The sequence below is a fragment of the Brakhagea slesvicensis genome (assembly GCF_052161625.1).
Classification (GTDB): domain Bacteria; phylum Planctomycetota; class Planctomycetia; order Pirellulales; family Pirellulaceae; genus JBKCUI01.
Window position 1 is genome coordinate 3,112,064 of the sequence record NZ_CP197412.1, and the last position, 18,485, is coordinate 3,130,548.

Below are 18,485 nucleotides of genomic sequence, written 5' to 3' on the forward strand. Positions count from 1 at the left end.
AGAATCACAAAAGCAAGTCACTGCAACGATGGTCCCAATCAAAAGCGGGCTGGATGTTTTAATCGAACAGGAATTTCGTCCGCTGCGGGGCAAGCGAGTCGGGTTGGTCACGCACCCGGCCGCGGTCGATCGCACGCTCCGAAGTTCGCTCGAACGATTCGCGGAAGCCCCGCTGACATTGTCGGCTATCTTTGGCCCAGAACATGGTTTGCACGGTCAAGCACAGGACTTGATCGGTGTTACAGAAGAGGAATCCAAGACCGTCACGCGAGTGGTTAGTTTGTATGGCAAGGATGTCGCGAGTTTGCGTCCCAGCAAAGAGTCCCTCGAAGGCTTGGATGTCCTGGTGATCGATTTGCAAGACATCGGGACGCGGTTTTATACCTTCCAAGCGACGATGCTGTACTGCATGCAAGTCGCGTTGCCGATGGGATTGCCCGTGATGATCTTGGATCGCCACAATCCTCTGGGTGGAATGGAGATTGAAGGGCCTGTGTTGCGGCCAGGTTATGAAAGCTTCGTTGGTGCGCATAACATACCGGTGCGCCATGGTATGACCATTGGCGAATTGGCGCTGTGTTATGCGGACGATCTCGGGCTGCCCAGCGAACTTTTGCAAGTCGTGCGATGCGAGGGGTGGGAGAGGGATCGTTATGGAGACGAAACCTGCGTACCGTGGGTCATGCCTTCACCGAATATGCCGACTCTCGACACGGCGCTGGTTTATCCGGGCCAATGCCTGTTCGAAGGGACGCTTCTGAGCGAAGGGAGAGGAACAACACGACCGTTTGAAATCTGTGGAGCGCCGTGGATCGATGCGACGCACTTGGCGAAGGAAATGAATGCGCAAGGGATACCAGGTGTTTATTTCCGACCGATTTGTTTCCGGCCTACTTTTCAAAAGCATGCGAATGTCGATTGTGGAGGGGTGCAGATTCACGTTCTGGATCGCGAATGTTTTCGACCTGTTCGGGTTGGGTTGGCGCTATTGCAGGCGATGCGTCGGCAATCGATCGAGCGATTTCGATGGCGAACGGAGATTTACGAATTCGTCGAGAGCCCGATCGCTATCGATCTGTTATTTGGATCGAGTCGTGAGCGTCTGGCGATCGAAGCCGATGTTCCTTGGAAGGAAATCGCAGGAGCTTGGGAAGAAGAGGAAGAGACGTTTCGCGATCAACTCCGGTCTTTTCGGCTGTATCGCTAATGTCTAGCTGTCGTCCTCGACAGCTTCCGCACGCTAGACCACGTCTCTAAAACCAGAAAACAAAACCGCTTACGATTCAGGGGGGATCGTACGTCCGTGGGGGTCGGTGGGTGCATTGCCGGTCCGTTGGTCCAATTCTCCCCGCATCGACGAGTTGGTGAAGTGTTCCCAGGACTCTGCATGCGGGTGGACTTTGTCGTCCGGCAGGTTTGTTTCGATCGAGAGATATTGCTCCCACAGCCGGTGGGAACGGACCAAGTTCTGGGCTTCGCGTAATCCTAGCTCTGTGAGCTCGACTTCTTCGCCTCGAACTGCGATGGCATGGCGAGTCACCAGTTGCTGTATTGCTTGCGCCATTCTCGCAGGGGAAGCATGTAGCTTTCGTGCAATTTCGTTCCGGTGGAAGCGTTGGGCAGTTATCGGGGTGGTTTGCAGTCCGTGTTGATTTTGGTAGTTCGGTGCAGCCGATTGTTCTTGAAGGCGATAAAGGTAGGCCAAGACATCGTCTTGCAGGATCTTTCGCGTGATCACAATTTGTTGCCAGCGTTGAAAGAGCCAACCGCCACGAGGGCTGATGAAGATGGTTGCGGTCAAAAAAAGACCGGCAGCAACGGACATCATGGCAGCCGAGTTCACCGAACGAAGACCCGCCAAGGGGGGTAGCCAAATCGCGGCAAGGTGCCCCGTGATCGCGATGAATACGGCGACCGAAACCGAGCATGCCAGCATGGTGGAGAGGCGGGCCGTCCAAAGAAACGAGATCGCGGCGGGGACGATGAGGACGGCGATGACCAGGATGTTGCCGACGGCTTCAAAGGCTGCGATGCAGGTGACGGCGACTAGTGAAGCCAGCAGGTAATGAAAGAAGCGACTTGGAATGCCTTGCGATTGTGCGTAGGCAGCATCGAACGTCGTCACCTTCCATTCTTTGTAGAAGATCACGACTGCGGCCAAATTCAGCGCGAGGACACCGCCGAGCGTGAGCACGACCCGGGGAATGTCTCCGATCGAAGTGGAGACCGTATCGAGGATCGACGTTTCCAGGTTCCCGTAAAGGATGCAGGATGGGTCGAGATCGACGTTATCGCCGGCTCGGACGATCATGACGAGCCCCAGTGCGAACATCGAGGTGAAGACGATTCCGATGGAGGCGGATTCCTCCACGTTTCCGAATCGACGGATCGATTCGATAAGCCAAACCGTCGCCAACCCGGTCACCGCCGCGCCGACGAAGATACTCCAAGACGCCCGCTCGCCGGTAAACAAGTACGCAGCTGCGATTCCCGGAAGTACCGAATGGCTGATCGCATCCCCCAGCAAGCTCAAACGTCGAAGGAGGAGAAAGGAGCCCAAAACAGCCGCGCAGGCAGCAGCCAGAGAGCCGGCCAGGACGATCCATCCATCGATTTCCCAATCCCAAACCATGCGATCTTCGAACCTGCTAATCCGTTGTGGAGTTTATTGGTTGGAGTTTCCTGCAGGTCCTACTGTAATGAATCGGGGCGAGACGTCTTGTGGTGCGGGGCCTATTTTCCCTAATAAGTCGCCAGCTGGCCGTCTTGGTCTCCCCGGTGGAGTCGCCGATGGCAAAGGAGTTCGCTTTCGTCTCAGGAACCCTGCTTGGGCGGGGGCTCCGCGAGGGCAAAAACCGCATGAACCCAGCATTAGTCGCACTTGTAATGCAGTCTGTCTGAAGAGAACCTTGCTCCATAAGCTTTTCGGATCTTTACGTAGGTTACCAATTTCGCGACAATGCTAGGTTTTGCAATTATCCTAGCGGGGCAGGAGACTGCCTTTGCTAACTCGTTTTGGATCATTGAGAAAGACGGAATATGTCGGACGCAGAAGTCTTGGGAGAAGTCGACCCTTCGGTGTTGGCAGCGGCGGGCCAAGTCGCAGCGCCTATCGATGTGGACCCAGCGGAAACGGGCGAGTGGCTCGGTTCCTTGGATTATGTTCGCAAGAGCAAGGGTGAGGAACGCGTTCGCTATCTGATCAAGGCGTTGGAAAACCGGGCTCGTGCCGAAGGGGTCGATATCCCGTTCGAAACCACGACCCCCTATATCAACACCATTCCTGCGTCCAAGCAGCCCGCGTACCCCGGAAACCGGGAGCTCGAGCGGCGGATCAAGAGCATCATCCGTTGGAACGCCATGGCCATGGTCGTTCGCGCGAACACGAAAAACAAAGGGCAAGGGGGGCACATCAGCACCTTCGCCAGCTCGGCTACCCTCTACGAAGTCGCCTTCAATCACTTCTTCAAAGGGCGGGGCGAATCCGGCTACGGCGGCGACATTGTTTATTTCCAAGGGCACGCGTCCCCAGGGATGTACTCCCGAGCTTATGTCGAAGGCCGATTGGAGGAGGCGAAGCTCGAGAACTTCCGCCGCGAATTGCAACCAGAAGGGGGCCTCAGCAGCTATCCCCACCCTTGGTTGATGCCCGATTTCTGGGAATATCCCACGGTTTCGATGGGGCTCGGGCCGATCATGGCGATTTACCAAGCCCGATTCAACGAGTACCTCAACGACCGCGGTCTCAAGGACACGCGTGGCCAAAAAGTATGGGCATTCCTCGGGGATGGTGAATGCGATGAGCCCGAAACCCTCGGCGCCATTACCCTCGCTTCCCGCGAAAAACTGGACAATTTGGTCTTCGTCGTGAACTGCAATCTGCAGCGGCTCGATGGTCCGGTCCGCGGGAACGGCAAGATCATGCAAGAGCTCGAAGCGGTCTTCCGAGGTGCCGGCTGGAATGTGATCAAGGTGGTTTGGGGAAGCGATTGGGACGCGCTGCTTCAAAAAGACGAATCGGGTCTGCTGGTTCAACGCATGACCGAGGTCGTCGACGGCCAGTATCAAAAGTACACCGGGATGCCAGGTTCCTACATCCGCGAGCACTTCTTCGGGAAATACCCCGAGCTTCTCAAGCTGGTCGAGAACTATTCCGACGAGCGGTTGGAGAAGATGAAGCGAGGTGGTCATGACCCCGAGAAGGTCTTCGCAGCCTACAAGGCAGCGGTCGAGCACAAAGGACAGCCCACGGTCATCTTGGCGAAGACCATCAAGGGATACGGTTTGGGTGAAGCGGGTGAAGGGAGAAACATCGCTCACAACCGCAAAGAAATGAACGAAAAGGAGCTCCTGGAGTTCCGAAGCCGTTTCGGTATTCCGATTTCCGACGAAGAAGTTGCGAATGCTCCTTTCTACAAGCCACCCGAGTCGAGCAATGAGATCAAGTATCTCAAGGATCGCCGCAAGCAGCTAGGAGGATCCCTCCCGAGCCGCCCCACCGTTCATCCGAAGACCGAAACACCTTCGCTCGATGACTATCGCAAGTTCATGAGCTTGCAAGTCGAAGGCAAGCACATTAGCACAACCCAGGGATTTGTACGCTTCTTGAACCGACTGGTGAAAGACAAGCAAGTAGGCTCTCAGATTGTCCCGATTGTGCCTGACGAGTCGCGTACGTTCGGGATGGAGGGAATGTTCAAGGAAATCGGTATCTACGCCCACGCCGGCCAGCTTTACGAACCGATCGATTCCGATCAGGTCGCTTATTACAAAGAGGCGAAAGACGGACAGATTTTGGAAGAAGGGATCACCGAATGCGGTTCGATGAGCAGCTTCGTCGCTGCCGGTACCGCTTACTCGGCCCACGGGATCAATATGATTCCGTTCTACATCTACTACTCCATGTTCGGATTCCAGCGTGTAGGCGACTCGATCTGGGCAGCCGCCGACATGCGGGCAAAGGGATTCCTCATCGGAGGAACTGCAGGCCGAACGACTCTTAATGGCGAGGGACTGCAGCACCAAGACGGTCACAGCCACCTCAACGCGATCGCGTTTCCCACCGTGCGAGCCTACGATCCGGCTTGGGCCTACGAAACCGTCGTCATCGTCCTTGACGGTATGCGACGGCTTTATCAAGAAGGTGAGACTGCGATTTACTACATCACCGTCCACAACGAGGACTATGACATGCCCGAGATGCCGGAGGGTGTCGAAGACGGGATCATCAAGGGTATCTATCGCTTCAAATCCCAGGAAGTCGACGGGGCCAAGGCTCGGGTGCAACTGTTTGGTAGTGGAGCGATCCTGCGGCACGTACTGGAAGCCCAACAGATTCTGGCAGAGAACTACGGAATCGCCAGCGATGCGTGGAGCGTGACCAGTTACACCCAATTGCGTCGCGATGCACAAAGCTGCGAGCGCTGGAATATGCTTCACCCGGATCAGCCTGAGATGAAGTCTTACATTCAAACGGTGTTGGATGGAGTCGAGGGGCCGATCATCTCCGCGAGCGATAACGTGCGAGCCGTAGGCGAACAGCTCCTCCCCTACTTGAGCCAGGACTATTGCGTTCTGGGTTGCGATGGGATGGGACGCAGTGAGACGCGACCGGCCCTTCGCCGTCACTTCGAAGTCGACGCGGTCTCGATCACCATCGCAGCGTTGTATCGACTCAGCAAGCAAGGAAAGATTGCCCCGGCGGTTGTTGCCCAGGCGATCCGCGACTTGGGATTGGATCCTGAGAAGCCCAATCCCTTGTTCGCCTAAGGCGTAGATTCCTTCATCTCCCAAGCTCGATTCTGGGCTTGGGCATTTTCAAACCTCGTTCGTTTACCCAGCAGAATCCTGACATGGAAATCAAGCTTCCCTCCCTTGGTGAAGGCATCGAATCTGGCGACGTTCTCGAAATCCTCGTGAGCGTTGGTGACGTCGTCAAGAAAGAACAATCGCTCATCGAGATGGAAACCGACAAGGCAACCGTTTCGGTTCCTTCCCCGGTAGCCGGCAAGATTCTGAGCATCACGGTCAAGGAGGGGGAAAGCGTTCCCGTCGGGACGGTTATCGCGACGATTGAAGCGTCTGGAGCAGCCGCTCCTGCTGCAGCCCAGGCTCCGGCCCCCGCTGCTGCAGCGCCACAACCGGTTGCACCACCCGCCCCAGCAGCACCCGCCCCTGCAGCAGCTCCACAACAAGCGGCTGCACCGGCGGCACCGAAACCAGAACCCGTTCGTCCTGCACCTGTCGCGCCTGCCCGTCCGGTAGCCGTTCCTGCAGCTCCTGTCGCTGCGGCTCCCGTTGCTGCTCCTGCTGTTGATAACGAGGGAACGCCTTTCGCTGATGATGTGATTCCCGCGGGTCCGGCCATCCGCCGCTTAGCTCGTGAAGTGGGGGTCGATTTAGCAAGTGTAGTCGGTTCAGGTGAAGGAGGTCGCATCACGCGTGAAGATGTGATGGCCGTCGTGCGTCACGCGAGCCAAGCAGCCCGAACACCGGCTCCTGCGGCACCCGCTCCCGCGTCCGGAATCAGCGAATCCAAGAGCGCGTCGAAGAGCCCAGCCGCCACTCTTCCTGGTACGCCATCGCAAGACGATTACGGACCGATTCGTGTGGATCGGATGACCAAGATCCGGAAGACGATCGCCAATCAGATGCATCGTTCGTGGGAATCGGTCCCCCGCGTGGTGAACTTTGACGATGCCGACGTGACCGAGCTGGAAGCCTTCCGACAAACGAGTAAAGATGATTACGCATCGCGAGGGATCAAACTCACGACGATGCCATTTTTGATCAAGGCTGTAGCGACGGCGCTCAAACACCATCCGGCGCTCAATGCAACGCTCGATATGGAAAATGAGCAGATCATCTACAAGGACTACGTCAATCTCGGTATTGCCGTCGATAGCGATCGCGGGTTGGTCGTTCCAACTCTGAAGAATGCCGACCGGATGTCGATTCCGGACGTCGCGTATGCGTTAGCCGATCTCGCGAATCGTGTTCGTAGCAATGATTTTGCCGTAAGCGATCTTCGGGGTGGAACCTTCACCATCAGCAATCTCGGCGCTATCGGTGGGACTTATTCCACTCCGATTGTGAATGTGCCCGAGGTGGCGATTTTGCTCGTTGGTCGTTCGCGGAAACTTCCTGTGGTGATGGATGACGATTCGATCAAACCGCGGTTGATGATGCCTCTGAGTTTGGCCTACGACCATCGTCTCGTCGATGGGGCGACGGCTGCCCGGTTCTTGAACGATATCATCGCTTATCTCGAAGCTCCAAGCAGGCTGTTGCTCGCTATTTAGTCGCCACGTTGGAGATCCAAACGCCGGCCTGGCTTGGGCCGGCGACGGGCACCGGCGTTTCGATACCCGCGAGTTTCAATTGAAGTGCAAAGGGGCCTTGCCAGGGCGTCGGCAGCTTTACTTTGATTGCGTGCGCTTTGGGGCCATCTTTGGTCACGCTGAATTGGGTGTTGGACAGTACCGCATCTGCGGGTAGTCCTACACCGACTACTTCCACTTCTCCCATCCAGTTGTTCACCCGCTCGAGGGCGATGCTCCATTCGAATTCTTCGTTCGCCTTGCTCTCTTTTAATTCTGCGGAAGCTGTTGCGAGCAAACCCGCGGTGCGCTCTCGGATTTGAAGTCGGTAGACACGATCTTCGCTACCGAGTTTATGGAAGTCGGAAACGGTCACCCAATACTCTTCGTTATCAGGGACTTGCCATATCAGCTTGGGATCCCGATTCGTCTTGTCGTCATCTTGAAACGATACTTGCTTCCCCTCTTTGTTGGTGATGGTGAGGGTTGCATCCAGGTAGGAGCCGATCGTTTGGGCGAGCAATTGGATTTCCAGCGACTTGCCCGCCAGGTTTTGAATCCGATAGAAATGTGTTTCTTTGTTCTGCAGAATCGCGCGTTGGGTATCGAAGGGGAGGGAGACCGTCGCGGCCGATTCTTTTGAAATGGGGGATGGCCCCTCGGGTGCAGCAGATGGTAATAAAATTCCTTCTGCATTGAATGTGTCGTATGGAAGAGGGCTGCGTTGCCATTGCACTCGATAGCACCAGTCGGCTCCCCCGCGAAACGAAATCGTGCTATCAGGTTCGACAGGAAATCCGAAGACTCGCAGATAGTAGGATCCATCCTTTTTGGGATGGAAAGCAATGCCCGGATCGTAGCCGTAGCGATCTAGATTTTCCGTGAGGACAAAGCCTCTATCGTCGAGAAGCTGGAGGTGTGCGTCGAGCGGTGAGCGAAGGGAGCGGGTGGCGTCGAGAATGGCGGAAAAGGGTTCGCCCGCTCGCAGCGAGAGTCGATAGAGGTCGACGTCCCCATTCTTTTCCAGGAGACCGTAGGCGACTTCGTTGTCGTGCAATTCTTCGGCGGCTTGCAGGACCCGATCATTCGGTTCTTTTTCCGTCTTCGTCGCACGGGTGGAAATGTAAAAGGGCTTTGCCGCTGTCGCCCCGCCTTCGTTGTACAGTCGGACCCAGGCGACTTGGTCTGTTACGCCCGCATCCACGGCGACTTCGAATGCCCCCGCTTTTTCCAAGCATTTCCAGTGCACGCCGGGAAGGCTGCACCAAATTTGGACCGGCCATGTGGTGAAGGTGCCCGTAGCGTCGACCAGCGTTGAGGCGCCTGTGGTCACGCCGGCCGGCATGAGCCGTGTCCATTGAGGTTTGTCGGCCGCATGGAGGAGGGGTGTGGTGGTCAGAGCAAATAGGCAGGATGCAGTGGTGAAGCCGAAACGTAGGAGATCCAGCGATCGCTGCAGCGATGGAAGTAGACGAACCATGGAGGGGTAGGATTTGGCGGGAGGGGAGTCATGGAGGGGCGAGGATCCGTTCCATTATCGTCTCCCTTCGGTCGGGATGCTAGGCGCTTCGACCAGTTAACCTTTGCGCATTCGCTACAACTGGAACGAAGTCCGATAGAGTGAAGTTTCGTGTTGGGTATTCCATCGCGAGATTGGTCCACCCCTTTTTACGATGAGAGAAGCATAAAACTCTCGACCGTAGAGTTTCCTCTTGGAACCGCAGCCTATCTCGAGCGAGTCGAAGGCGATGATCTCTGTTTTGAATGTCTTCTGGATTCCCTCTGTGCTGGCTGCTTGGCCTGCCGCGTGGCTGATCGAAAGCATTCGAGGAAGATTGGGGCTGTCAGGCAGTCCAACCTTGGACCGTGTTGGGTTGGTGGGGATGCTCCTGATTGACATCTTGACGCTGCTACTCGTTTTTCTGTCGATGCGAACGCTGCATCGAAATGCGGTCGCACATCGGAGTCGGAATCGCTGGATGGCAACCTGCGCATCTCCGACTGGCTGTATCGCCATGTGGCTTTTGGTGCAACCTTTTGTTTTGGCGCTGTTGGGATGGCCCGAGTTGTTCGGCCAGATGGAGGGAGTTGCAGGGCATTGGACTGGCAAGCTTATTTTGTCTGCGGTCCCCACCGTTCTGTTTCTGCTCGTTTTATTTGATCGTTTCGGATGGAAATGTTTGAAGGGGAATGGGTTGGGGCTCGTGCTGATCGTCGTTTCCTTCGCCACGGAATCCATGGCCTGGCTTTTTCAGCGAGACATCGCGCTCGTATCGCTCCTTCCGTGGGGAAACCAACGGTTGGAAGGGGCGGTTTGGAAGGACACATTTTGGCTTTGTGCGACGCTCGTCGCTGCCGGCGCGATTTCTTCTTGGTTGCTTCCCTATTGGATGATCTGGGTGACCGGTGCCGGAAAGATGGAGCCAACTTTCGCGGGTCACATCATGGGTTTGTGGCGCCGTGCGGGAACACGTCCTCCACGAGTGCTGTTGTGGCCCACGGGATGTCGCTATTCGAACGCCGCGATCGTCAGTGGGTTTCGAGGGAAGAGGCTGTTGATCACGGATCGGCTCTTGCTGAACTACACGATGCGGCAAATCGAGTGGATCGTGCTACACGAAATCGCCCACGTGCGGCGTTATCATTCGTATGTCCGTCTCCTACCTGCTTGGATTGGAGTTCCAGCGTTGCTCGGAGCGTTGCAAACGTTGGATGGTTGGCTTTTGGTTCTAGCGATGCTCTCGATTGGAGTGGTATTCGGCATCCTCGTCATTGCGACTTGCTGGTGGACGGAGATGGATGCCGATCGCGGTGCGATACGGATGGGGGCGCGATGGTTTGGGCTGAACCATGAGGAAGCCGCATCGGAGTACATTCATGTGTTGAGTCGAATCTATCGAGACAATCGGATGGAGCGGACGAGTTGGACGCATCCGAGTCTTCAACAACGCATTGCACCTTACCAGAGTCCTGTGGCCTGTTGATTTTCGCGTAGGTTTAGGGTCGAAGTAGTTCTTCGGGAATTTCAGGCTGTTCGTTGGGTTCGAGGGAACGGACTGGGATACCGCGAGGAGGGCTTGGAATGATCATTTCGGTTTGCAAGTTCCGGATTTGTGCTTGCATAGCTCCCCGCGTTTCGAAGTAGATCTGGAACCCTGCTGGGTTGGTGACCATACGAGAGAGACCAAACATTCTCCAAGGTGTATCGGTTCGATCGGCGGCTGAGACGAGTTGGCCCAAGGATTCCCCGCCTAGGGAATCGCTGATGAGAAGTCCACTTTGCGGTTCATTGGGGGGTGATTCGATAAGGACTTCTCCGCGGATATGGACCATCGAACCGACGGGGGCCACGATCGGCGCGCTCGAGACACGCATCGCTGCCCCAGCGTATCCGGTCGGCACCGGTTGCCCCGATGCGGAGTTGGAAACAAGAGAGAGCACCGGAGAGCCACCCGATTCCGGCATCGAGGTGGTGACATGCGTGGTGATCGAATCCGTGAGCCGTTGATCGACACGCCAGCCTTGTTGCTGCATCGATTCCCAGCTGTTCATAGGAACACCAGGCATACCGAGAGGTTGCCAAGGTCTACCTTGAAGAATGCGATTCAGTTCCCAGTGAAGCGGGAGAGCGAGTGGTGAGGCGACGTATGGGCTGCTTTGGAACGACGGGAACTGGGCAACGGCTTCTTCCCAGGATTGACGTAGGACGCGTTGGGAGAGCAGGATCGATTCGTCTGCTTTCTTGAGCGCGGTCACGGTATTCGAGCGGCTCATGGCATGGAGGGCTTCGTGGTGAAGTGTCCTGGCTCGTTGGATTCGATCCCAGCTCGGGTGGGAGGGGGGAAGTTTCTGGGCAACGAAGGCCATTTGCGAGAGAGTGAGGGCCTGCTCGGCTGCATCGATGCGTCCTTCCATAAGGGTCGATGCACGTATTTCCAACTGGGTTCGCAAGTATTCAATCGGTTTGGGGTCGACGACCGTGACGACTTGTTCAATCAATCCGGGGCGATCGATGACCGCGTATACAGCATCGTTTCTCTGTTCGGAGCGGAGCGTTTCGAGATGCCCGTGTGTGATACGAAACACATGTCGAACTTGACCGGCCGTGGGGATCGCGATTTGCAATCGTTCGGTGTCCGGAGCGACGGGGCAGATCTGGTCCATCGGACCGCTGGCCACCACGATCGTAAGTTGACTGTTCGGGGCGGTGAGGACCGCTGCGCGGTGATGGGGGGAATCGGTTGTTACCGACTTCCACGCATATTGATTGGAATGGATCCAAGGGCTGAAGAGATCGATTTCGCTATTGATCGCTTTGTAGCCTTGGGCGCGGGCCGTCGTCGTGGGGTCGCCGCGATCGAGCGGGCCTGAGGAGCGAAAAATCCACCCTCGTGTGCCTTGCATCATCGTGCGATAGACCCCGAGTCGAGTGCCTACAAAATCGTAGTCAGGCAGTCCGATCGCATCCCCTCCGACGATGTTTTGGAGCATCGCTTTCTGTTCCATCCATTCGCTGGACATCTGAGTGACCATCGACGTCAGGGGCATCGATCGACCCGCGAGCGACCGAGATTCCGAGCGAAGAATCTCATCGGTTTCGTCAAAGGATCGAACGCGCGTCGTGTGAGGGGTTGGTACCGCCAGCCAGTCGGTCAATCGGCTGAACGAACCGTACATTTCCATCGCCTCGCCGATCGTCGGCCGCGCGAGGGATGGGGGGAATTGGGTTAGTTTCGAGACTTGGTGTCGTGTGAAGTCCAGGCTCGATTCGTTCAGTTCCCAGCCCAGCATCCAAGCTTGAACGTGCGAGAATTCCGTTTGAAGGGAATCGGCGGGAACGAAGGAGGGAGGGGGGGCGATGACAGCCAGTTTGGTGGCGGCAGCTTGCTCGATCAGTCCTGACTCTTCGGCGCGCGGAGCGACAACCCCGTTGAATCCGAGTTGTTGCAAGTGTTCGAAGCTTTCTCCGTGGTATTGGATCCAGCGAGGGACGGTCGATTGCATCAAGCTCAATCGTTCTGCGGCGCTGAGAGGGGGTTCGTTCGTCCGAGATTCGGTGCTCGCCATCGAGGCCAGGTTCGAAGGGGCGATCATGCCTTCGATTTGCAGGTCATCGATCTGCAATTTGGTCGTTCCGGGGAATCGGTACGCGTCGACGATAACCGCGTCGACATAGGGTTGGCTGAAGTCGATATCGGGACCGTGTTTGACCCGAAGGAGCCGTTGATGCGTTTCGACTTCGCGGCGTATGTTGCGAACGGTCGAGGTGGACCAGCGACCGTTCCCTTCGGCGGCGGTTCCAAAGACCAAGGTGTAGAGAGGGTCGCTCGTCGCTTGATGGGACGAATGCGGGTAGACGACGCGTAGAGCGAGCCTCAGGCCATCGTGGACGCAGCGGAGACGGATGGAGGCAGCGAGATCATCGACCACAGCGCATGGTTCGATGGGGTAGAGCAAATGGACGTAGGTTCCGTGTCCGAAGCTCAGCTCGAGAGTTTCGACACCCGGCTCGGATCGGGTGGGGCGTTGGAGAACGGCTCGGCAGTCATCGCGCCAGAGCCGGAAATACTCGCCAGGACGATCAAACGTTTCGATCCATTGCCCCGACGCGATTGATCCAGAGCGAAACATCAGGCTGCAGAGAACAATCGCCAAAGCCACCCCGCGGCGCACGACCGGCCCGTCGGTTGACTTTTCGCAACAATCGTCGAAGAGTAAGTAGAGAAATCGAATCATCCTGATCCACCTGGCGACTTTCATCCTAAGTCTCTCTTGTAGCAGGACTTAAGTCTGGGTGCCATATGGAAACCTGTTGCGAATCGGCAACAAGCTCTGCGCTTTAGGAAAAGTGCACGGATTGTCTCGATTTTCCTAAGTCCTTGACTAGCATGGGTTTAGCGTGAATGCTAGCGGGCCTCTAGGGTGTTCGGCATGGCAGCTGCATTTCTTGAGGAATATCTTCGGTAATCAACCTTTCGGCAAAGCCGTCACCCACAACAAATCAGGAAACGATCATGAGTCAAGCAGCTCATTCCACCGACAACGCGGTTCAAGACACACCGAGCGAATTGTTGGATCTGCAACGGGTGATCGACGCTTTGCCTGCAGAGCACCGGTTGGCCATCCAGCCTTCTTTCCAACGTGTCGTGGAGAGCACCAATCGACGCCGCAAGATTCTGCAGTTGGTACAGGAGTCGATCGGCCAACTCCGATTGGACATGAAGTATCTCGTATTTGATTTGGAAGCGACCCGTCGCGAGCGAGACACCTATCAAAAGCAGATTTCTGAGATGTTGGGGGATGGTAGCCAAGGCGAGGGGCAAGACGAGTTTCGACCTGAAGATGATTCTGAGTAGCGTTGGGTTTGGACAGGGCTGAGGTTGTGCCGGACGAACTCCGACTCGAACGACGCAACCTCTAGAGAGCCTTCAAGCGGGCTGACTAGGAATCGCCACTTCCTTGTCAGTCCGCTTGTTTTGTTTCCTTGGCTGCCGGAACGACTTTGAACTATGCTAGAGGGGTGTCTGAGACGCTCGATCCGTCCTGTGAGCATAGGCACTCTCCATCCTCCTCCGATCGAATTTTGCCTCCTATGGAATTCACCCCTCGATCCTTAACCCAACGGGTCCTCGACCTCGACTTGGCATCGTCCGTCGATGTCGACCGCGTTTGGACCGAGCTTCGGTCCGACAACGTGAGTTTGGAAGACGTGAAGGCCATGTTGTTACGGAAAGGGTTGCTGACCAATTTCCAGTTGGATCGATTGCTCACCGGAGAGAGACTTGGCTATTATTATGGCCCGTATAAAGTCCTCTACATGATTGGAGCTGGTACATTCGCCCGAGTATTCCGCGCGGTCCATCGAGAAACGGGGCGGGTTGTCGCGGTCAAAGTTCTTCGCAGTCGCCATCGCGGGGACATGTCGCAGATCGAGCAGTTTTTGCGTGAAGGCCGCATGGGTTTGCAATTGCGGCATCCCAACATTGTCACGATCCATGAGATCGTCAACGATCCTCGCGCCCCTTATTTAGTCATGGAGTTTGTCGAAGGGGAAACACTGCGCGAGATATTGAAGATCCGAAAGCAGTTCGCGGTGAAAGAAGGTCTTCATGTTGTTCAAGACATCTGCGCCGGATTGGACTTCGCCTACCAGAAAGGGATTTCGCACCGGGATCTCAAGCTGTCCAACGTGTTGGTGCATTCCAGCGGCCGTTGCAAACTGGTGGACTTCGGACTTGCAGCGTTAGCCGATACGTCTTCCGATAAAGCCATCGCCGACTGTCCCAGCGCACGGGCGATCGACTACGCCGCGTTGGAACGAGGAACGGGGGTTCGAAAGGGGGACACTCGCTCGGACATCTACTTCGTCGGGGTCATGATGTACAACGTCCTTTCTGGGAAACCTGCTCTGGTGGAGACGCGCGAGAGATCGCAACGATTGAACGTGACTCGATTTCATGACTTCCCATCCTTGTCGGAAGTGGTGAAAGAGTTGCCTGAGTCGGTTTATACGATCTGCAACAAAGCGCTCGAATTCGATCCCGAGAAGAGATATCAAACGCCGGGTGCCATGCTTCTCGACGTCCAGACGGCCATCAGGAAGTTGGAGAATCCGGAAGCCGAAAAGCGAATTAGCCAGCGGCATGAGATCATGGTCATCGATGAGGAGGAGGCCAAGGAGGGGGAAGGGAAGACCGTCATGATCGTGGAGAGCAAACAAGAGTTGCAAGACATCTTGCGGGAGAAGCTCAAGAAGCGCGGCTATCGTGTTTTGATTTATAGCGATCCTGATCGCGCGTTGAGCAAGTTCACTCCGGACGAGTCTGTGCAAGCCGATTGCATCGTCTTCTGCGCACCGGACCTTGGTAACTTAGCGTTGCAAGCCTTCAACACGTTCACCGAGCAGGAGCATACCAAGGACATTCCCGCCATCATGTTGGTGGACCCCAAGCAACAGCATATCATTCGGGGAGCCAACACTAGTTCGAAGCATGTGCTCTTGCCGATGCCCCTTAAAGTCCGCGAACTGCGTCAGGCGCTCGCCAAGCTCACCGAAAAGAAGCCCGCTATCTAGTTAGGAAGGCGTCGCCCACGTCATGCCCCATTTCTCGCCAAGGCGCCAAGCCCGCCGAGATTGAAAACCGATTGGCACCTTTAAGGCAGTGATCGATTCACTGTTTTTTGCTCCGTTGCGAGCTTTGCGCCGTGGCGAGAAACCCAGCGATGGGTGGGGCAGCTAGCCCAGAAACGAAAAAACCTCCGCCAAAGCAGAGGTTCGAATGTGGTCAGGGCCGGGATCGAACCGGCGACACATGGATTTTCAGTCCATTGCTCTACCTACTGAGCTACCTGACCAACGGACAAGGGCAAAAAATCAACCCAAAGGGAGGCAATGCCCGCGTCTGTGAAGGGAATGTATGGGCAAAAACCGACTTTGTCAATTCACCCTCCCTATGTTTGTCAAGAAGTGCCGCGGGAGGTAATCTTTACGCATAGTCGTAACGGTCCTTTCGACGCTTATCACCCCCTTTTCACTTGTCCGGAGACGCGCGTGGCTCTTGCATTGTTCCGACGCCGGGATCGTTTTTCCCTCCGCGTGTTGGCTTCGATCGTCGTTTTCGGCTGGCTCGCAATCGGCGGCCACTTGCCCGCCTTCGCCCAGAAATACGACCCACAACACCCCGTGGTGCTCGACATGGTCAAGCGAGGGCTGGACTACCTTTCCAAAACCCCCCCCTCCTCGTACGGGGAAGGAGGAACCATGCTGGCCGCTTTGGCCATCTACAAAGCGGACCCAGAGGCGACGCCGGACCATCCTCGCATCAAGGCGGGGCTGCAGCAAGCAGTCGAGATCGCGCGGAGCATGGCCTCCAACTCGTATCAATGGGGACATGATTCGATGTACTCGGTCCCTGTCGCGGGGATGCTCCTCACCTCGGTGGATCCCGCGTTGTACAGCACCGAAATCAAGACCATCCGCGACGTTTTGATCGGCGTTCAACGCCCCAACGGCGGGTTTGGCTACATGATCGAGAGCCCTTACAAAACCGCTGGTTCGGGGGACATCTCGCAAACCCAATATGTCATGCTCTGCCTTTGGACGATGAGCCAAGCCAATATTGAAATCGCCCAAGAGCCGGTTCGACGCTGTTTGCAATTCCTTGCTTCAGCACAAAAGAACGATGGCGGCTGGGCTTATCAAGCTCCCGATCCCAACGGTCAGAACAGCAGCGTCACCAACTCCCTCACCGCTGCCGGATTCTCCGGGTATTTGATCGCCGGTGACACGCTCGGATTGTTTCGCAGCAAATGGGCTCAGAACCAGGAGGAAGAAGGGATCGTCCCAACCGCCTTCCAACGCATCGATCCAGATGAAAAGAAAAAGAAGGCCGCTGCCGTCGACAAGACCCAAGTCGAAACGGTGGTGAAGCGCGCTGAGAATTGGTTCAACACCCATCCCTACCAGCGTTCGATGTGGCACTACTACTACGTTTACAGCAAAGAACGATACGAGTCCTTTCTCGAGATCACCAAAGGGAAAAAAGAAAAGAGTCCGGACTGGTACAACGAAGGAGTCGATGCCTTGATCGCCGCCCAAGACGTATCGGGAGGTTGGGGCATTAAAGGTGGGGATGTCGATGGCTCTCTCGGTCCCGATATCTGCACCAGCTTTGCTATCCTCTTCCTGATCCGAAGCACGCAAAAGGCGATCGGCGAGTTGCACGACGATGTTTTGTTGGGAGGACAAGGATTGCCTGACGATCCTACATCCGTGGTCGTCAAGAACGGGAAGTTGATGAATCGGACGGCCGCCACAAATATCGACGATGCATTGAAGATGCTGGAAGACAATTCGAAAGTGGATGGCAAAGAAGGTTTGATCCCCGATCAGATGGTTTTGCCCAAGGACCCGAAGGAGCGAAAGGACCAGCTCAATCGCTTCGCTCGGCTGATGAATTCGCGAGATGCTGCCACTCGGAAGTTTGCAGCGAGGCTGTTAGGCCGGGGAGATGATCTCGATTTCGTTCCTTCCCTCATTTACGGGATTACTGACCCGGACGCGGCTGTCGCTCGCTACTCCGAGGCGTCCCTGCGATTGATTTCTCGGCAACTCGACACGTATCACTTGCCGCGAGACGGAGAGATCAACTCGAATCATCGCACCACCGCCGTGCTTCGCTGGAGGCAGTGGTATCTCACCGTTCGACCCGATTACGTATTTGTCGATTGATTCACGCTCCCTAGCACCTATGAACAAAGCATCCAAACCCATTACCGCGAACGTCTTTGAGATCGACGAGAGCTCGATGCGCGCCAATAGCGTGGATCGCGTCTCCAGCCTCCTTACCAGCTTGCTGGTCCTGGTCGGAATGGCTGTCGCCCTGTTAGGTCTACTCTTTTTCCTTCGCATGGCTTCCTCGAACGCCGAAGTCATTCAGCTGGAGCCAGAGCGAATCTCGGGCCGAGGGGACAATGCGCCAGGTTTCGAACGAGACTTTGATCCGCCAACGCCGGACGAGGTCGAACAACTCAATGAACCAGCGATGGAGTCGACATTGCAAATGGTCTCGGAGGCGATCAACAACATCTCGGATGTCATGGAGAGCCTTGAGAGCGCCAACAGTTCCGCCAATGGTCGTGGAGATAACCGGCAAGCGGGACCGGAAGGGGAAGGGGACGATTTAGTACCCCGACACGAACGGTGGGATTTGAAATTCCAAGCGCGCGACAAACGCGGGTACGCCATCCAATTGGATTTCTTCAAGATCGAGCTGGGTGCTTATGGCGGCACCTCGCCCAATGTGGACTACGTCTCCAATCTGGCATCGCAGCCGGTGAAACGAACCGGTTCTCCCAAAGCGGACAAACGGTTGTACTTTTTGAGCATTACCGAAGGCGTTCTCAAACAATACGACAAACAGTTCTTGCAATCGGCCGGTGTCAATCTGGGAAGCCGGCCTCCCATCAAATTCATCCCTCCCGAAACAGAAGAACTCCTCGCTCAGGCGGAGGCTCGCTACTTCAAAGAAAAACGGAGTCCGAACATTCGCATCGCCGAGATCGCCAAGACCGTGTTTGAATGCAGACCCGCTGCAGTCGGCAAAGGTTTCGAGTTTGTCGTCGTGGATCAACGCTATCGCAATGCAGGAAAGAAGTAGTACCGCC

11 protein-coding genes and 1 tRNA gene are annotated in these 18,485 nt (G+C 56.0%); 8 read left to right on the top strand and 4 right to left on the bottom strand.

Annotated features, from left to right (window positions below; translation table 11 throughout):
* Positions 1–28: 28 nt before the first annotated feature.
* The gene (locus SH467x_RS11695) at positions 29–1,207 is read left to right on the top strand and encodes an exo-beta-N-acetylmuramidase NamZ family protein (protein WP_482367302.1); all 1,179 of its coding nucleotides are present in this window, start codon (positions 29–31) and stop codon (positions 1,205–1,207) included.
* A gap of 69 nt (positions 1,208–1,276) precedes the next feature.
* Here SH467x_RS11695 and SH467x_RS11700 read toward each other — a convergent pair whose 3' ends face one another.
* Complete coding sequence (locus SH467x_RS11700) at positions 1,277–2,632, bottom strand: metal ABC transporter permease (RefSeq protein ID WP_482367303.1); 1,356 nt, start codon at positions 2,630–2,632, stop codon at positions 1,277–1,279.
* Positions 2,633–3,039: 407 nt separating this feature from the next.
* Here SH467x_RS11700 and aceE point away from each other — a divergent pair, with 407 nt between their 5' ends.
* On the top strand, positions 3,040–5,769 hold the full coding sequence (aceE, locus tag SH467x_RS11705) for a pyruvate dehydrogenase (acetyl-transferring), homodimeric type (protein ID WP_482367304.1): 2,730 nt from the start codon (positions 3,040–3,042) through the stop codon (positions 5,767–5,769).
* Positions 5,770–5,852: 83 nt separating this feature from the next.
* Complete coding sequence (locus SH467x_RS11710) at positions 5,853–7,301, top strand: 2-oxo acid dehydrogenase subunit E2 (RefSeq protein WP_482367305.1); 1,449 nt, start codon at positions 5,853–5,855, stop codon at positions 7,299–7,301.
* On the opposite strand, the gene SH467x_RS11715 is transcribed toward SH467x_RS11710, so the two are convergent.
* Complete coding sequence (locus tag SH467x_RS11715; RefSeq protein ID WP_482367306.1) at positions 7,294–8,799, bottom strand: PPC domain-containing protein; 1,506 nt, start codon at positions 8,797–8,799, stop codon at positions 7,294–7,296. The two genes, SH467x_RS11710 and SH467x_RS11715, sit on opposite strands and share 8 nt — an antisense overlap.
* A 268-nt stretch (positions 8,800–9,067) precedes the next feature.
* Here SH467x_RS11715 and SH467x_RS11720 point away from each other — a divergent pair, with 268 nt between their 5' ends.
* Entirely contained in the window at positions 9,068–10,303 is a 1,236-nt protein-coding gene (locus tag SH467x_RS11720) for a M48 family metalloprotease (RefSeq protein WP_482367307.1), read from the top strand.
* A gap of 13 nt (positions 10,304–10,316) precedes the next feature.
* Here the strand turns inward: SH467x_RS11720 and SH467x_RS11725 are convergent, their stop codons facing one another.
* The gene (locus SH467x_RS11725) at positions 10,317–13,055 is read right to left on the bottom strand and encodes a hypothetical protein (protein WP_482367308.1); all 2,739 of its coding nucleotides are present in this window, start codon (positions 13,053–13,055) and stop codon (positions 10,317–10,319) included.
* A 278-nt stretch (positions 13,056–13,333) separates the two neighbouring features.
* On the opposite strand from SH467x_RS11725, the gene SH467x_RS11730 reads away from it, so the two are divergent.
* Together SH467x_RS11730 and SH467x_RS11735 are read left to right on the top strand one after the other, a co-directional pair.
* Positions 13,334–13,675 carry a transcriptional regulator gene (locus SH467x_RS11730; protein ID WP_482367309.1) on the top strand — a complete coding sequence of 114 codons (342 nt, stop codon included), beginning with the start codon at positions 13,334–13,336 and terminating at the stop codon, positions 13,673–13,675.
* Between the two features lie 236 nt (positions 13,676–13,911).
* Positions 13,912–15,393 carry a protein kinase domain-containing protein gene (locus SH467x_RS11735; protein WP_482367310.1) on the top strand — a complete coding sequence of 494 codons (1,482 nt, stop codon included), beginning with the start codon at positions 13,912–13,914 and terminating at the stop codon, positions 15,391–15,393.
* Positions 15,394–15,601: 208 nt separating this feature from the next.
* Here SH467x_RS11735 and SH467x_RS11740 read toward each other — a convergent pair.
* A tRNA-Phe gene (locus SH467x_RS11740) sits at positions 15,602–15,674 on the bottom strand.
* Between the two features lie 196 nt (positions 15,675–15,870).
* On the opposite strand from SH467x_RS11740, the gene SH467x_RS11745 reads away from it, so the two are divergent.
* Both SH467x_RS11745 and SH467x_RS11750 read left to right on the top strand, forming a co-directional pair.
* Positions 15,871–17,550, top strand: coding sequence for a prenyltransferase/squalene oxidase repeat-containing protein (locus tag SH467x_RS11745; protein ID WP_482367311.1), 1,680 nt, complete (start codon positions 15,871–15,873; stop codon positions 17,548–17,550).
* A 19-nt stretch (positions 17,551–17,569) separates the two neighbouring features.
* Positions 17,570–18,478, top strand: coding sequence for a hypothetical protein (locus SH467x_RS11750; RefSeq protein ID WP_482367312.1), 909 nt, complete (start codon positions 17,570–17,572; stop codon positions 18,476–18,478).
* Positions 18,479–18,485 lie beyond the last annotated feature (7 nt).

Excerpts from the sequence above, each read along its gene's own strand:
- SH467x_RS11695 (WP_482367302.1), top strand. The coding sequence starts at position 29 with ATGGTCCCAATCAAAAGCGGGCTGGATGTTTTAATCGAACAGGAATTT.
- SH467x_RS11700 (WP_482367303.1), bottom strand. The coding sequence starts at position 2,632 with ATGGTTTGGGATTGGGAAATCGATGGATGGATCGTCCTGGCCGGCTCT.
- aceE (WP_482367304.1), top strand. The coding sequence starts at position 3,040 with ATGTCGGACGCAGAAGTCTTGGGAGAAGTCGACCCTTCGGTGTTGGCA.
- SH467x_RS11710 (WP_482367305.1), top strand. The coding sequence starts at position 5,853 with ATGGAAATCAAGCTTCCCTCCCTTGGTGAAGGCATCGAATCTGGCGAC.
- SH467x_RS11715 (WP_482367306.1), bottom strand. The coding sequence starts at position 8,799 with ATGGTTCGTCTACTTCCATCGCTGCAGCGATCGCTGGATCTCCTACGT.
- SH467x_RS11720 (WP_482367307.1), top strand. The coding sequence starts at position 9,068 with ATGATCTCTGTTTTGAATGTCTTCTGGATTCCCTCTGTGCTGGCTGCT.
- SH467x_RS11725 (WP_482367308.1), bottom strand. The coding sequence starts at position 13,055 with ATGATTCGATTTCTCTACTTACTCTTCGACGATTGTTGCGAAAAGTCA.
- SH467x_RS11730 (WP_482367309.1), top strand. The coding sequence starts at position 13,334 with ATGAGTCAAGCAGCTCATTCCACCGACAACGCGGTTCAAGACACACCG.
- SH467x_RS11735 (WP_482367310.1), top strand. The coding sequence starts at position 13,912 with ATGGAATTCACCCCTCGATCCTTAACCCAACGGGTCCTCGACCTCGAC.
- SH467x_RS11750 (WP_482367312.1), top strand. The coding sequence starts at position 17,570 with ATGAACAAAGCATCCAAACCCATTACCGCGAACGTCTTTGAGATCGAC.